This is a genomic window from Mesorhizobium sp. P3_B5, from assembly GCF_056402815.1.
The window spans coordinates 111840-126680 of sequence record NZ_JBFUGR010000005.1; the positions used below are offsets into that span (position 1 = coordinate 111840).

Here is a 14841-nt window from a genome sequence, read left to right on the forward strand (position 1 = left end):
GGATCAACTCTGCCGCGTGAGACCCCGCCATACGAATAAACCGGTTCCGATCTGCTGCCTCTCAACGAGATCGCTTATCCGGTCAGCAAACATGCTGTCGCCGAGATCGTCGCGCAGCAGCTTCACCAGCCGGTCGAATGGGTCCCGGTGGCCTTCAATATCGAGGCCACGTAGCTTGGGTAGAATCCGGAATTCGATCTGGTCGGCTAGGGGCACGCGGATATCGATACCGCCATTCCCTTCCACCGGATAGTTGGCACAATAGGCGAGGATGGCATCCCGCAATCGGTGGCCGAAGGGCCGTCCGCAACCCTCCATGATATCGGCAAGCCCATTAACGATCTGACCGGCAAGGTTTCGGCGCGCGTCGTCGAGCCTGTCCGAACCCTTGACCCATGTTCTCCAGCTCTTGAAGGACATCGCACCGTCGGGTCGCGCCACATTGCCAACTTCGTTCATTGTTGGAAAGTCTTTTGGCGCTGCGAACTGCATGACATTGCCCCGATCGAGCACCTTGTCCGAGAGCGACTGCGTGCTTTCATCATCGTTCATGGTGCCGGCGAAGAGGACGTTATGCGCGGAATAAAGCGACAGTGTCTTCTTCAAGCCGCGAATGTCGACCGGGATGAGAGCGTCCTTGCGCTTTTTGTCATCCTGCGATTCTTGAAAGCGGGGCCGCACTTCAAGGCGGCTGAGGAACTCCGAAAAGTAATACTCGACGCGAGCGAGGTTCATTTCGTCCAGGAGCACGAGTGCCATATGATCGCGGCGATCGTAGCTACTGGTATCGATCTCGACGGTCCTGAATGGGTCCATATGAACCAGAAGACGGGCGAGATCGGTCGCGCGATACTTCTTTTCAATATAGTTGTAAAAGCCAAGCAGATCCTGGGGGCTGTCCCAACGCGGCTCGACCGCGATTTGCAGGAAATGCATTCCCATTGCCTCCGCATAGCGCCGCGGCAGCAGGCTTTTTCCTGTGCCGGACACGCCCGCCAGCACAGTGAGCTGAGCATTGTCATTGATCTTTAGAGCGGTGTGAAAGGCCCTAACTGTGCGGCCGCTGTATGACAGCCCATGCTTTTGTAAATAGGCCGCGACGTCATGCAGAGCGGCGCCTTCTGTGCGCCCGGCATCCCGCAACGTTGATGGTATCTCGAGCAATGTTGGCAACTTGGTGAGGTCGGCGAGAATGGCTTGTTCGTCCACTGCGGCTATGTCAGCGCCACCACTTTCCGAAAGCAGTCGTTCTCGCCGTGCCGCGAGCTTGTCGACCTCTTCCGCCAGTTCGTCGCGACGTTCACGTTTCTGGGCGAGGTCGACGGCGATCGCCTGAACTTCACTCTTTTTCAGCTCCACAGCGTCGCTTCGCTCTGCCAGGTCCTCCAGTTCCCGTTGCAAGTGGTTGCGGCGCGTTTCGACACGGCCGAACTCGTCAGATGCACGGGCCAGTTCATCCCGCAGCCGATCCACCTGGTCCTTGATAACAGTCAGTTCCTCGACCTGAACTGAAAGGCGTTCGGCCTCACCATTCAGCCGTTCCACTTCCACGTGGATGGCGGCCCTGGTAGCCTCTAGGCTCCGCGCCTCTTCGAGCGCCCGCAACGCGATATCGCGCTCGGCTCGAAGTTCAGGCAGTTTGGCTTCCAGCTGGTGAAGTTCCTCTGTCAGACGCTCCACCTCACGCTTGCGCTCGACAATCCGGGCAGGGTCCAGATCGGCGGTCACTCGATCAAGTTCGTCAGTCGCGGCTCCGAGCTTCTGCGAAACTTCAGCTAGTTCGGCCGCCGCAGCCGAAGCGTCGCGCTTAACCTCGTCGATCTCCACTCGCGCGGATTCGAGATTGGAGAGTTCTGCATTGGTGGCATCTCGCCTCTCTTCCAGAGCCGAGACCTCAGCGATCAAACGATCTCTCTCCTGAATTTTCTGTTCAACAATGCTCAGTTCTGCTCGTCGTTGGGCTAATAGCCCTTCCTCTTGTGCCCGCAGCTCGCGCACATGCTCGTAGCGAGTCGCATCAGGAAGCCGGGCGCGCCGAATCTGAAACATGGTTGCGATACCGCTCATTAAGACGGCGAGAGCTGTTAGTGCCAACAGCGAAGGCAGAACGAGGGTGGTGGGATCAAAAGCTAACATCGTGGTTTCTCATTCCTTCGCTACGGGCGGCGGCACAGAATTGTCCGTGGCGGGCGGACCGGGGTCGGTCGCAGGTGCTGCAGGGATGCCGGCTTTGACCTCCGCCAAACGGACTTTTGCAGTTTCAATTTCGTCGTTCAGGCTTGTGAGGGTATCTTTTGCTTCCAACGCCATCTTCTCGGCTTCAACCCGCGCGATCTCGGCTTTTTTCGCCGCCTCTACGTCCATTGCGGTGTCTGCGATCTGTGCCCTCGTGCGAGCCAATTCGGCCTGTGCGTTGGCAAGCTGGCCACTCGCCCCCACCAGATTGCCTTGCGTCTTCGCCAATTCTTTCTCTGCCGCCGTCCGCGCCGCAGCTGCCTGATCCGCGGTCGCAGCATCTTGCGTAGCAGCGGCACTTTGCGACTGCAGTCGAGCTACGTCCACCTGAAGTCGAGTGAAGGTAGCGGTTTGCTGAGTAACGTCGCCTCGGATCTTTTCGAGAGAGGCAAGCTGCGCATCCAATTGAGCTTGCGCAGCCGCAGTATCCGCCTTCAGCTTCGCCAAGCGGTCATTCAGCGTAGCCTCATTCGAGCTAGCTTCCGCCAATCGCGTCTCTGCGGCGACGCGTCTTTGTTCGGCAGCCTTTGCCTTCTCTTCGGCCTCGGAGGTTCGCTGCCCTTTTTCGTCTGCAGCGGCCGAAGCATTGGCTAACATCTGCTGCGCTCCGCTCAAGGCAGCCTGTTTCTCAGCTAGGTCCTTTTTTACGGCGGCGAGGTCGCTCTCAGCCTTCTCGAGTTCAACTCTCGATTTTTCGACATCACGTTCAACCGTAGCCCCTTCGGAAAGCGCTTTCTGGGCTCTTGCCTCGGCATCCGAACGCGACTGATCCTCTGCTGAAATCTCGTCCTCCACCTCTGCTAGATTTGCTTCCAATTTCTTGAGCTCTTGAGAGGTCTGCGCCAGATCGTTGGTAGATTTCTCGATCTGCGCATTTAGCTGGGTAAGAATGCTTTTGGCTTCATTCTCGGCAGCCTTTGCCGCGGCTTGGCCTCTTTCGGCCTCGGCAAGTTCGGAGCGCGCCTTGTCCAATTCAACCATGGCATGGTCGCGATCACCTTTTATCTTGTCTGCGTCCGAGGCACTCCGTTCGGCATCCTCTTTTGCGCGCAGAGCTTCTACTCTTTTGTCATCGAGGCTACGAATAGTTTGCTCCAACTCACCTTTTCGCTCCTCCATCGCCGATACAATCAGCGTCCGGCGCTGCAATTCGGTCTCGCGACTCTCTGCGACGCGCTGGGCACCCTGAACCATTGTGAAGACGATCAGGTTCAATCCGATTACGGCCAGCCCGAGCATCGCCACGAGAGCGATCCATATCCGTCCGCCGACTGGCGCGGCTTGGTCTCGGGTTGAGTCAGGCGCGCCTGAGTTCATATTCAATCCGGTCAAGGCATGCCTCCATATCATTAGCTAATTCGTGAACCCAGAAGCGGAGCACTTTCCAGCCGCGGGCACGAAGTTCGGCATCCCGCAGCCGGTCGCTCACCTTCCGGTTTCCGTCCGCATCCAAGTGCCAGCGCCTGCCATCCACCTCGACATCGAGTTTGACCCCTTGAGGGTCGAGCGCGAAGTCGAGGTATCGTGTGCCAACCGGGTATTGCGCGATGGGCTGAAGAGCTCGCGCTCGCATCGCGGTGTCGAGTCTGCGCTCCCAGTCGCTGTCGAAGGGCGGGCGCGGGGGCGACCAAGGAGTGATTGCGCGTTGTGCGAGATATTCTATGTGCTTAATATTACAGGACCGAGCGTGAGATAGATCCCCCACTACAATGCAGAGCGCGCGAGCCCGGCTAATTGCCACGTTCAGCCTCCGGCGTTCTTTTTGCAAAAAGGTTCGGGCCGAGGAAGGGCAGCCGGGGGCAAGCACCAGCGAGAAAAGAATTACGTCGGCCTCGCCGCCTTGAAACTTATCCACTGTCGCAATCCTAAGCGACAGGCGCTCCCGTTGCGTCTTCGTCAGGAGGCCTAGGACATTGACTTCGATTTCCGCCACCTGCGCGTTGAATGGGGAAATCACTCCGACCGTGCCCTTGAACTCCACGTCATCGGCAATTCGGCGCAGAACTGTGGCGATATGCTCCGCCTCGGCCTTGTTAATGGTTCCACCCTCATGTCTGCTGGCTGTGCCCGCAACATCCTCCCAGACCAAGCCGGGCTTGTAGCCAGACGGGGGGTGGAAGGCATCATCCTCTCGCCTGCTCACGAGCTTGCCGCTATAGAAATCGGAGTTCAGATAATCGACAATCTGCGGTGCCGAGCGAAACTGGTCACGCAGCAACAGGCGCCGTGCGTTCGGCTGGCGCGCACAGAAATCGAACAGCGAGTTTATGCTTTGCGCGATCGACGCCCGTCCCTGTTGCGGGATGCGTTCCGCATCCATAAGGGCGTGCTCGGTGGCGATTCCCAATGATGGGACGAAACGCAGCTGCATAGGGTCGCCGACGACGACAGCCTTGCGCGCCCGCGCCAAGAGAGGCAGGGCTGAAGCAATGTCACACTGGCTCGATTCATCGAAGATCACGTAATCAAAGAGGCCAGGAATGAGCGGCACTCGAGAGGGGACTGAGAGCGTGCTGATGGCCCAGACCGGACGATGCTCAAGCACTGCGCGAGCGTCTTCCGGCATCATCCTTCGCGCACTCTTGATGTTGCCGAATTGGATTTCTTTGGCGCGCTCGGATATCCGCAACCACTCCGCCTCTCCTGCCTGCGTCTTCACGGCCGCCAGTCTTGGCAAGAACGAGCGGATCTCAACTGCACCTACGACCGGGTCGAAGTCTCTTTTGCTGTCGTCAATCGGTCGCGAGCCAGATTTTTGAAGTCTGCGCCGCACCTCGGCTATTCGCGCATTTAGTTCAGAGAGCGGAACAAGATCGGGCAACGGAACGGTAAGATCGACTGGTCGCCCCAGTAACCGACGCAGGGAAAGCAACGCGCGTTTCACCCATGAAACGCGAGGTCGTCTTGCCGACCCGTCCGGAAGGTGGCGGCAGATTTGCTCATGCCGATCGGTCAGCTCAGATAGTGCTATGTGAAGGGCCGTGCGCTCGCGCATGCGCCGACGATCAGCCGCGCCCGATTGCGCGGAATTGAGCAGGCCGATCCGTGCGGCCTCGATACCGTCGAGGTCAGCCGAATTCCTCGCTTCGCCACCGGCGATATCGAAAAGCGCATTAAGAAAATTTGTATTCCGATCGCCGTCTGCATCGCGACCTCGAACCAATAGGGGAGCGGCGGGGACGATCTCCTTCAAACGTCGCTCAATCTCGTCCAAGGCTTGGTGATTTTTCGCCGCAAACAGCACGCTCCGACCGGCCATCACAATCGAGACAATGAGGGAAAGTATGACTTGGCTCTTGCCGGTGCCGGGCGGCCCTTGGATTACCGTCAAAGGCCCTTGCAGCGCCGCTTCCGCTGCCTCCAATTGACTCTCAGTCAAGTTTGTCGGCGATAGGATGGCCACTTCAGAGGTGTTGGGGCTCTTCGCATCGCGCGCGAACAACTCCGCCAGCGCTGTGCCGGAACGTTTTTCAGTCGTCCATGCGCGAAGAGCCTCCAGATCGTCGGCTGCTCCCTTAGTGAAAGTCCCATCCTCTATCAGGAACAGGGCCGCCGCATTTCGCAGACCCGTGCCATGGACGGTCAGCTCCGGCGCGAGATCGGCTGGACGGAGCTCTACGCCACCTAAGGTCGCTAGAGCGTGCCGCATCCGGCTACTCACGGCGCCGAGGTCGCTTTCCTCTCCCTCGGGGAAAAGCGTGTCGAGTAGCGCGCTTTCATTCCAGCTGGAGTTGCGCCGCACCTCTCTCAACCACGCTGGGTTTACGGACGGCTGTGAGGCCTCCAAATTCAGCACCAGATCTGACCCTTCGATTCGCCAGTCAGCTGGCAAGAGCAGACCAGGTATACAGGCCGGGCCCTCGGCGATCGAAAAGATGGAGACAGGCCATCCAACGGCAGCCGTCCCAACTGTCCGGCGAGCAAGTGCTTCCCGGAAGCTTGCCGGCAAACACTCCATTCCTACGCGGAGTTCGGCGTCTTCCCACCAATGGCCCGAACTGCGAAGAAGTTGCCAGCTCACAGCATGGCGGTCAGGGAATTCCACTATCTGTCCACGGGGATCCTGACGTTGTGTCGCAGAGTAGTAGCCAAGGAGCGTCGCCCAATCCGGCAAAGGCGCGACTGTAGGCGACTCGGGAATTTCCGCGGGAGGACGGGGGTCCACATTTCTGCAGGTGGCAGGAACCGAGTAAAGAATTGTTGCGCCAGCATTGCCTGCGCTGGGGTTGGTCCCCGTCGTTGGTGTAGCGATAGCGGCTTGTGAGACCACCATCCATCGTCCGTTCCGCACCCGCACGATTTCTCTGCGCTCGGCGAGAGAGAGCAGTCCGGCAAGCAACTCGGACGCGCCAATGCGCAGCCCGGACGCCCTCAACCGCCAGACAAGCTGATCGTCGGTGGCGCCTCGCGGGTAAAGCGCGAGTAGCCGCCTAATGGTGTGGTCAAGCAATGAAACCCCTTCGAAGTCGTTGGTCGTCTAGCGCTTTCGACATCGACCCCACCTCCACAGTATCACTTGATGGTAATCGCCGACAACTTGTTTGCGGTCAATTCAGTGACGTAGGGTAATGTGGTTGGTGTGTAACAGTATTCAGTTCGGCCAAACTCAACCATCCTCCAACTCGCCAAGTCGATGAGCGTCGTCGTCCATAAGGCTGTCGAAATCGTCAGAGAGTTCGTCAAGTCGCTCTACGCACCAGAGCCGACACCGCTTGCCTGAAGAGGCCGGTGCCCCTTGTCGTCGTAACACCGGTCTAGCTCTCAACAACTGGGTAGAATGGTCGTCCCCAATCCTCGGTTGAGTTGTCCATCATAATGTCGATCATGATCGGGATGAGAAACCCGATGATATCGGCCCCGTCACGAAGTTGGTCGCGGTTAGTGCTCGAGTTCCAAGTTGCGCCCCCGTGAACAAGTTGGTTGCGGAGCACATAGAGGCGGTCGAATAGCATCGACAGGATGTTGGCGGTATCGCGAGTCATCAGCGCTCCGTGGAAGGCACGCCTGGCGGCATTGAATCTTTGCTCCCAGTCATCGTAACCATCGATCCCATTTTGGTGGGACCAAAATGGGCCAAAGACGAAGCGATTCTCCAGAAAGAGCCGTATGGGACCAGGGAAGCGTGTCCAGACCGCGTCATAGATGCGGCTGTTCTTGTCGAGGTCGCGGAGCATTCCGAAGAACCATGCAAATGCTTCGCGTTCACCTCGCACGTCGCGCTCGTCCGCATAGGCCGCGTTAAATGCGATCCAGAGGAAGAGGAACGCTGCAGCGGGATCGTTGGCTTCTGCTTCAGCCCGTCCGATCCAACTGATCGACCGATGGACGCGAAGGCCGAAATTCTCGGGGAAACCTGCCCGAAGTTGACGCTGCTTTTCCTTGAGCGCCTCAAACCTAAGCCGAGCTGCCGCGTTGTCCTTCATCGATTCATTCCGTCCGTTCATCCTGTCCAGTAGGCATGTCGGGAAGTGCGCAGAGCGTATTCACGAGACGAATTTGCTCGACCGTCGAGCACCCCGCCTGCAGCAGTCGAGGCGAGAAAAATACGAGGCTCAGGGCCTTGCCACGGCTCACAGCGACATTGAGCCGCTCGCGGGAAAAAAGGAACTCGATGCCCCGTGAAGTTTCTTCCGCTGAAGAGGCAGTCATTGAGACAATGGCAACTGGCGCTTCCTGCCCTTGAAATCTATCGACGGTTCCTACCCTTATGTCAGGCAAAGCTTCGGCTAGTGCGTTCACCTGGGCGTTGTAAGGAGCGACAACGATGATATCGTCCTTCCGTAACGGGCGCACCAAACCGTCAATGTTGGTCCATTTTCCGGCAAGCAGAAGGTCAATCTTCTCACGGATTGCAATGACCTCTTCAGGACATTCCTGTGCGCGCCCTTGGTGGGCTACCGCAATCCGCCATGCGCCGGCTATGGGTAGTCCCGGTGAGTGGATTGCTTGCCGCGACGTCGTTTCGTGTGGATGCAGCCGACCTTCGTAGAACTGTGATGAAATGAAGCTGCAGACTTCGGGATGCATGCGACGAGTGACAGGAAGAAAAATCCCCCTGTCCTGCGCAACGTTCTGCCCTTCGCCGAGAACCCAATCAAGGCAAGAGAGATTTGCCGGATCAGGGTGCGCTCCCTGAATTACCTGCGGGAGTTGGCGGGGGTCGCCTATGAGGACAAGATTCTTGGCCACATTCGACATCCCCACCGCATTTGCGAGGGAAACCTGCCCAGCCTCATCGATGAAGAGGTATTCGAACGCGCCCTCAAGTTGGTCTCGCGAAAACAACCACGCTGTGCCGCCAACTACCTGTGCTGTTTCAAGTGCGGAATCGTCGTTATTCCGCACACTCGCGATGGCCTCGTAGCCGATCGGTGCCTCGCCGGTGTCGGATCCAATCTTGTGTGCGAGCTGGACCTCCGCAAGGGTCAGTCCGACGTCGGCGTCATCGCGAAGCGCATCTAGGCAGGCCATCAGGACGTTGCGGATGGCTTCATGACTACTGGATGAAACGGCGACGCGATGGCCGTCCCTGACGAGTGCGAGGATGGCGCGCGCGGCGACATACGTTTTACCTGTTCCGGGCGGGCCCTGGACTGGTAGGACTGTTGCATCCATCGCCCGAATGGCTGCTATAGTTCCTCGGAGGGGATCTGCCGCCTCATCCAGGGGAAGCGGTGACGCACCTTTGAAGCGCGGAGGATTGCGTGAGATGAGATCCTCTGCTGCCTTGTTCGCGCGAGATCCACACTGGTCCTTGATAACTTTGCGCACAGCGGAGGGAATGGGTTTGGCATCTATAGCGAAGGAGGGAATGAGATCCAGCCGGTCTGGGAGCTTATCGCCGGAGCTCGGCCCCATTTTCAGCGTTACCCGCCGAGCACGGCGGTCGAGCGACGTGATGTCGACCTGTCCGAAACCGCCATCGATAGCAAACTGCGAGGATTTGCCTGCCCTTAGCTTCGTCTCCTGCGGCGGATATCGGTAATCTCGCTCATTCGATCTCTTCACCGATCGCTGCGGCCCATGGGCGACGAGGCCGCCAAGGCATTCCATATCATCGCAGAGCTCGTCGAAGTCCTTCGCAGCAGCGTCGAAAACAGCCCACGCAGCAGGCTTTCGCTCGCGCCAGTGGAAGACGCCTAGGTCATACAGGAGCCGCTGACGGTCGTCGGGTAGGCTGGATTGAAGCAGCAAGTCGGCGAGATCGTCTACTTCGGCTTCGGCCTCTACGGACTTTGCGGTGCAGCCTTCGCCGAGTTCCAGCCATCGCCCTTCTGGCCGGATTTCGAGTAGCCAATCGCGCAGCCGCTCCGTCGAGACGCAGTCGATGCGATTGTAGTTTTCGATCTCGTCCAAGATGGCGGCGACATGGCTTTCACGCCACTTCTCATAAGCGACAACAGACCCGCCCGCGGTCTTCACCTCGCCTGTGCGGGAAAGATCATAGAAGGCCTCCATATCCTTAATTGAATAGGATGGCTCGGATGCATACACGCCTCCCCGAACAACGGCATAGAGGTCGATGAAACGGCGCTCCCTCAGCCACCGATCGAGCTGCGCTTCGCCGACGCAGTGCCGAGTGGTGAGCTTGCGAAGCGCGCTGATTTCGTATGATGCGTAGTGGTAGATATGAGCTTGCGGGTTCTGCACTATGCTCTGCCCGAAGAGTGCAAAAAGGGCGACTATCGCCTCCTTCTCCTCCGCAAAGTCATGAGCCCAGAAAGCTTTGAAGGCCTTCCCATCCCAGACCCCGTGTAGGTATTCAAGGCCTTCGGTGCTGGTTTCAGCATAGAACGGGTCACCTTCGATGTCGTAGTAGAGATCGCCAGGATGGGGCCGGGGCAGCAGGTCGAAGCCCTTGCCGGGAAGGGGAGGGCGCAGCGCATAGGACGGTTCGCCACTCTTCCGCTCTTGCTGCAGCGATGCCTGAGTCCTGAGCTTTTCGAGTGTCGACTCGGCCATCCTCGGCACACGGCCGCGTTGTTGTGCGAGAGTGGCCATCGTAGTGATGCCGGTTGCTTCAAGCTTTTCCACCTGGACTTTCGTCATGCCGGCAACGCGGAAAAGGCTGTCCTCTTGCTCCCATTCTCCAGCGCAATGTTCACGCCAGCGGCAGAGATTACAAGTTGCACAAGGCACAGGTCGAGTTTTCGTTGGTTCGACAACGAAGGACTCAAGCCTCTCTCGTGCTGCGCGAGCATACGCCGCATATTCCGCGAGACGGAAACTGAAACGCTTGCCGTCGCCAAGCTCCACGTGTGCCCGCTCTGGACTACGTCCCTGGGCAGTTGCTAACAGGTCGGAATAAAGGACGAGTTGCAAGACATGCGCCGGAGCAGGTTTGCGCTTCAGCTTGGTATCTGTAACCTCGTAAGAAAATCCCCCGAGTTTCGAGGGCAAATCAACCCGTTCGAGGAAATCGGAGTATCCGCCCCACATGTCTCCTTCGAGCGCTCCCTGGAAAACAATATCCGGGCCACTTCGAAGGGCCTCTAGCGTCGCTTTGACAGCCACATCGAAGGCGATCCCATCCTTTTCAATCTTGGAGATACGCTTTCCGCTGGTCTCGAGCCGCGCCAGATGGGCCGCTTCGTGCGCGTCGCCATATCTTTGAAGTAGGGCCGCGTCTTCACTGTCATCCGCCGGCTTCGGCCCCTCGCCTGCAAGATGTGCGAGGTCCAGGCGTGCTGCATGCGAGCAGGCCATGAATCGCATCAAGTCCGAGGCCGATAGGCGAAGCCCATTGCCGTCGCGTCTCATCACGCGGCATCCAAAACAGGTTCCTGGCCGATAATTGCGAGGCTCCGACCTCCAAGATCTCGGAAGGCTCTCTGTCGGCATGAAAATACAATGATCTGCAGATCTTGTGCCTGTCGCGTCAAGGCGTCGAAGATACGCTCGATGCGGTCGTCGTCGGTGTAAACGATCGCATCGTCGAGAATCACTGGCGCGGGGTTACCTGCCTTCGCCAGCATTCGAGCAAAGGCTAGCCGCACGAGAAGTGCGATCTGTTCCTTGGTGCCGCCCGACAGGATGTCAAAGTCTTCCTCCGTCCCGGCTCGAACCAGAGCCGTTGGCAGGACCTTCTCTGCATCGAAGCGAAGCTCAGCCTCGGGCCAGAGCAGTCGGATGAGTGGGGTAATCTCCCTCAGGACGGGCTCAACGTAGCGGTCACGTGCAGCAGTTCGGGCGGATTCAAGTGCGTCGTCCACTGTTTGTAGGACTGAGACCTCGAACATGATCTCTTCAAGTCTCCGCCTCGCTGCTTTCAGTCGAATCTCGACGTCGGCCAGCTCTTCCTCGACGGCCTCCGCAGCATGCATTTCGATTGCCGTATCCAACTTTCCGAGATCAACGCAAATGCGCTGGCGGTCCTGTTCGACGCGTGTGATGACCGATCGTGCACGTTGTAATACAGCCTTCGCCGCTTCAAGATCAGGCGCCACGGCCAAGATTGCTTGGCGCTGTCCAATCGCCTCTGCCAACGCGGCCCGATGCCCAACAAGCCCGTTCATAAGGCGTATCTTTTCGGCCTCGGCATCTTGGAAGCTGCTGAGCGCGGAGAGTGCCCTGGAGACCCTCTCCGCTGCGCTTTCTGCGGCTGCTGAAGCACGGGCCGCGGCGGTCTGCGCTGTTTCGAACGCAGAACGGGCTTTCTCAAGTGTGCTGGTTGCGTCTGCAAGAGCATGTTTTGCTGCTACCTCGGCCTCTTGAGCCTCTCGTGCGCTCGGAAGTTCGGGTTCCGCTTCCACTGATTCAGGCAGGCGGGCGATACTTTCCCGCAGGGCTTCGATTCCATGCGGCGCCGCTCCGTTTAACTGGTGTTCGGCACTCCGGCATCGAGCTTCCGCCTCAAGCCGGAGATGCGCGGCTGCACGAGCAGTCTCGATGGTCTCGTAGCCAGACGCTCCAAGTGCGTCGGCAAGAGCTTTCTCGGCTACCGCAAGTGTATCGGCGGCAGACTGTGCACCGGGGTGGACCGCTAGGTATCCAATGCCGTCAATCTCCAGCGTGGCGCCATCGGGTATTGCCACACGATTTCCATCAGGCATCGGCTTACCGTTGAGCGCGACACCATCTTTTCGTCCAACGGCATACGTCATCGTGAGAGCGACGGCCTCGATCTCGCGTGCCTTTCGTAGAACCCGGACCTCTCCAGCGCGATCCTCCAACTGACGCAGCACCTTTTCTGTGAGGCCAACCTTGGCGTCCGCTACGGCTTTCTCGAGCTCGGTCCGCAAGCCTTCGGCTTGGGTCAGTCGAACCGCAAGCTCCGCACGCCGCTCTGCCGTCGCGGCGCATGTCTGAGCACGTAGTGCCCTTCGAAGGATTTCAGAGGCAGTTTCTGCCGATGAGGACGCCTTGTCGAAACTCCTTCTCGCCTCGATGAATACACCCTCTGCTTCACGGTGCCTCTCGTCCTTGATTGCGGCATCAGCCTTGGCCAACTCAAGGGCGGCTCCGGCACTCTTTTCTTCGGCAAGCGCGGCCTCGATTATCGCAAGCCTCTCCTGGGCTCGTTCCATCTCAAGGCATTTGGATCTTTCTGCTTCGATTGCTCGCTCAAGCGCTTCTGCATGACGGGATGCCTCGTCATGGGCGGCCTGTGCCTCCGCAAGCCGCGTCATCCTTTCCGAATCCTGCTCGCCGTCTTCAAGACTGGCGAGTTCGCGCCTTAGATTGCGCCGGCGATCAAGTTCCGCCCATAGAGACGCCGCCTTGGCTGCAAGCCCATCGCGTCGGAGATCGAGAGCCGAGACCTCGTCTTCCGTGGACTTTAGTGGGCCGCCAACTTTCGCTTTTCCGCTGCTGGTCAAGTAGCGGTCAAGTTCCCTCCGACAACGATCCCGCGTCGCGTCCATACGACGCCCGCCGGTCATTGCTTCGACCTCGCCGGTGACGGAAGAAAGCAAGTCGCGCCGTGCTGAGTGGGCGGATTCGCCTTCGTCGAGACTGGTCAAACCCTGTCGCACCCAGAGGAGACCGGCCGGCCCCCCTTCCTTTGGTGCTTTGAGCACCTCAGCGAGCCATGTCTCGGCATCGTCCGCCTGCTTGATCAGGTGCCCGCTACGGGAGACCTTGGCCTCGCCCTTGCGCGTCTTGCTCCAGCGCTTTTCGACTTTGAAGCGGGTTTCGTTGATTTCAATTTCGACTGCCACTTGAGGATCACCGCCGGAATGCGGCGCAAGACTCGCGACCTCTTTGTCCCAGGACCTGTAGCCTTTAAAAAAGAGCGCGTGGAGTGCATCAACGATGGTCGACTTGCCGCTCTCATTCGGGGCCGAGAGGACGTTCAGCCCGGTGCCGATACCAGTGATCTCAACGGGGTCGGTGAACCGTCGGACGTTATCGAGGCGTATCGCGAGAAGCTTCATTGCGTCTCTCCCTGCACATAGTTGTAAAGGCGTCTAAGTGCCGCCGCGGCGATCGCCCGATCCGTGGGGGGCGTTGAAGCGTCTTCAGACCTCTGATGGAGGCCTTCAGCTGCCAACCGAAGTGCGCCGCTCAACGCAATTCCATCGAGATCTTCCAGGCTGCATTCGGTGGCGAGATCTGCATCGTCGAATTCGAAATGCCAGAACTCGGGCTCTGCAAGCTCTGCTGCACGCGTCAGAGCCATGCGCGCTGGCAGGCCCAGCCTACCGGTGGCTCGAATTTTGAGAAGCATGTCGCGCCTCTCCTTGCCTTCGACCGGCAACAGCATCTTTAGCGCAGCTACAGCGTCTTGTGCAGGTATGAGTGGCAGTGGTGCTTCCCGCCAGTCGAACTGACCGGCCTGAATGGTGTTGACCTCGGGCACCGCGCCCGGAGCCAGGAGAGTGACAGCGAGGCAAGTGCCGGGGCCGCTGTGCTTGAATCGATCGCGCTCGGGGGTGCCACAGTAGAAAGTGCGATCGCCGAACTGCTTCAGTCCGTGCCAATCACCAAGCGCAAGATAGTCGAGCCGAGCAGACTTGGCGCGATCGGGCGGTATGATGTCGGCACCGCCGTCCTCGGACCCGAATGTAAGGACCCCGCCATGTGCAAGCCCAATCCGGAAGTGGTCGGCAGGAGTAGCGCAAAGGGGCATCCACTCTGTCAGATCGCGGCCGGGAAAGCGGCGAGGCACCGGAGCGGGCAGAAGAACCACACGCGGCGCGATCTCGACTGGCTCCGGCGCATCAAGAAGATGAACGTTCGCTGGAGCATGGGCGCGGACGCGACCCCAGAGCGCTTCAGCCGCCAGGCTGTCGTGATTTCCGGGAAGAATCCACCAATGAAGGCCTTGCGCGGAGCTCATCGCAGCCAAGGCGTGACGCCAAACGGCGTCAGAAGGCGTTTCCGTGTCAAAAACGTCTCCAGCAAGGAGCACGTGGCTTGCGCCGTGATCTAATGCGGAAGCGGCCAGACGTCCGATCGACGCGTGCCTCGCCTCTACCAGGCGACCGCGCGCGTTTTCGGGAAGGTTGCTGAACCTGCGGCCGAGGTGCAGATCGGACGAATGAATAAAACGAAACATGTGAAGATCACCAGTGCCAGATTGAGGCGGACCCAAAAGTGCGATCCGAATTCACATGAGCTATCATGCGAGGGTGTCAGAAGCTGTCATGGAGAGGAGTGGTCGCG

At 58.9% G+C, this 14841-nt stretch carries 7 protein-coding genes; all 7 read right to left on the bottom strand.

The genetic code is table 11. From position 1 onward, the window contains the following. Nucleotides 1–3: 3 nt before the first annotated feature. The 7 genes from AC1DVW_RS14720 to AC1DVW_RS14750 all read right to left on the bottom strand — a co-directional run bounded on the left by AC1DVW_RS14720 (nucleotide 4) and on the right by AC1DVW_RS14750 (nucleotide 14734). Nucleotides 4–2136 (bottom strand): McrB family protein, encoded by a 2133-nt coding sequence (locus AC1DVW_RS14720; RefSeq protein WP_477323953.1) that lies wholly within the window; start codon nucleotides 2134–2136, stop codon nucleotides 4–6. A gap of 9 nt (nucleotides 2137–2145) precedes the next feature. After that, the gene (locus tag AC1DVW_RS14725; RefSeq protein ID WP_477323955.1) at nucleotides 2146–3567 is read right to left on the bottom strand and encodes a coiled-coil domain-containing protein; all 1422 of its coding nucleotides are present in this window, start codon (nucleotides 3565–3567) and stop codon (nucleotides 2146–2148) included. Next, nucleotides 3533–5977: an AAA domain-containing protein gene (locus AC1DVW_RS14730; RefSeq protein WP_477323957.1), complete on the bottom strand. Its 2445-nt coding sequence runs from the start codon at nucleotides 5975–5977 to the stop codon at nucleotides 3533–3535. Before AC1DVW_RS14730 ends, AC1DVW_RS14725 begins: the two co-directional genes overlap by 35 nt. Before the next feature lie 1012 nt (nucleotides 5978–6989). Next, complete coding sequence (locus AC1DVW_RS14735) at nucleotides 6990–7658, bottom strand: hypothetical protein (protein WP_477323959.1); 669 nt, start codon at nucleotides 7656–7658, stop codon at nucleotides 6990–6992. A 4-nt stretch (nucleotides 7659–7662) separates the two neighbouring features. After that, nucleotides 7663–10995, bottom strand: a complete 3333-nt coding sequence (locus tag AC1DVW_RS14740) for a TM0106 family RecB-like putative nuclease (RefSeq protein ID WP_477323961.1) — start codon at nucleotides 10993–10995, stop codon at nucleotides 7663–7665. Next, nucleotides 10995–13610 carry an AAA family ATPase gene (locus tag AC1DVW_RS14745; protein WP_477323963.1) on the bottom strand — a complete coding sequence of 872 codons (2616 nt, stop codon included), beginning with the start codon at nucleotides 13608–13610 and terminating at the stop codon, nucleotides 10995–10997. The genes AC1DVW_RS14740 and AC1DVW_RS14745 overlap by 1 nt, the downstream gene beginning before the upstream one ends. Then, nucleotides 13607–14734, bottom strand: a complete 1128-nt coding sequence (locus tag AC1DVW_RS14750) for a metallophosphoesterase family protein (protein ID WP_477323965.1) — start codon at nucleotides 14732–14734, stop codon at nucleotides 13607–13609. Before AC1DVW_RS14750 ends, AC1DVW_RS14745 begins: the two co-directional genes overlap by 4 nt. Nucleotides 14735–14841: the final 107 nt, after the last annotated feature.